Origin of the sequence: Streptomyces hazeniae (assembly GCF_031845485.1) — a bacterium.
In the GTDB taxonomy this organism is placed as follows: domain Bacteria; phylum Actinomycetota; class Actinomycetes; order Streptomycetales; family Streptomycetaceae; genus Streptomyces; species Streptomyces hazeniae.
In genome coordinates, this window is record NZ_JAVREQ010000282.1 from 1 (window position 1) to 215 (window position 215).

Genomic DNA, 215 nt, shown 5'->3' on the forward strand with positions numbered 1-215 from the left:
GAATTAAGCCACATGCTCCGCCGCTTGTGCGGGCCCCCGTCAATTCCTTTGAGTTTTAGCCTTGCGGCCGTACTCCCCAGGCGGGGACCTTAATGCGTTAGCTGCGGCACGGACCACGTGGAATGTGGCCCACACCTAGTTCCCAACGTTTACGGCGTGGACTACCAGGGTATCTAATCCTGTTCGCTCCCCACGCTTTCGCTCCTCAGCGTCAG

At 59.1% G+C, this 215-nt stretch carries 1 rRNA gene; it reads right to left on the reverse strand.

What is annotated here, in order from left to right:
- A 16S ribosomal RNA gene (locus RM572_RS29910) occupies positions 1–215 on the reverse strand; the annotation flags it as partial.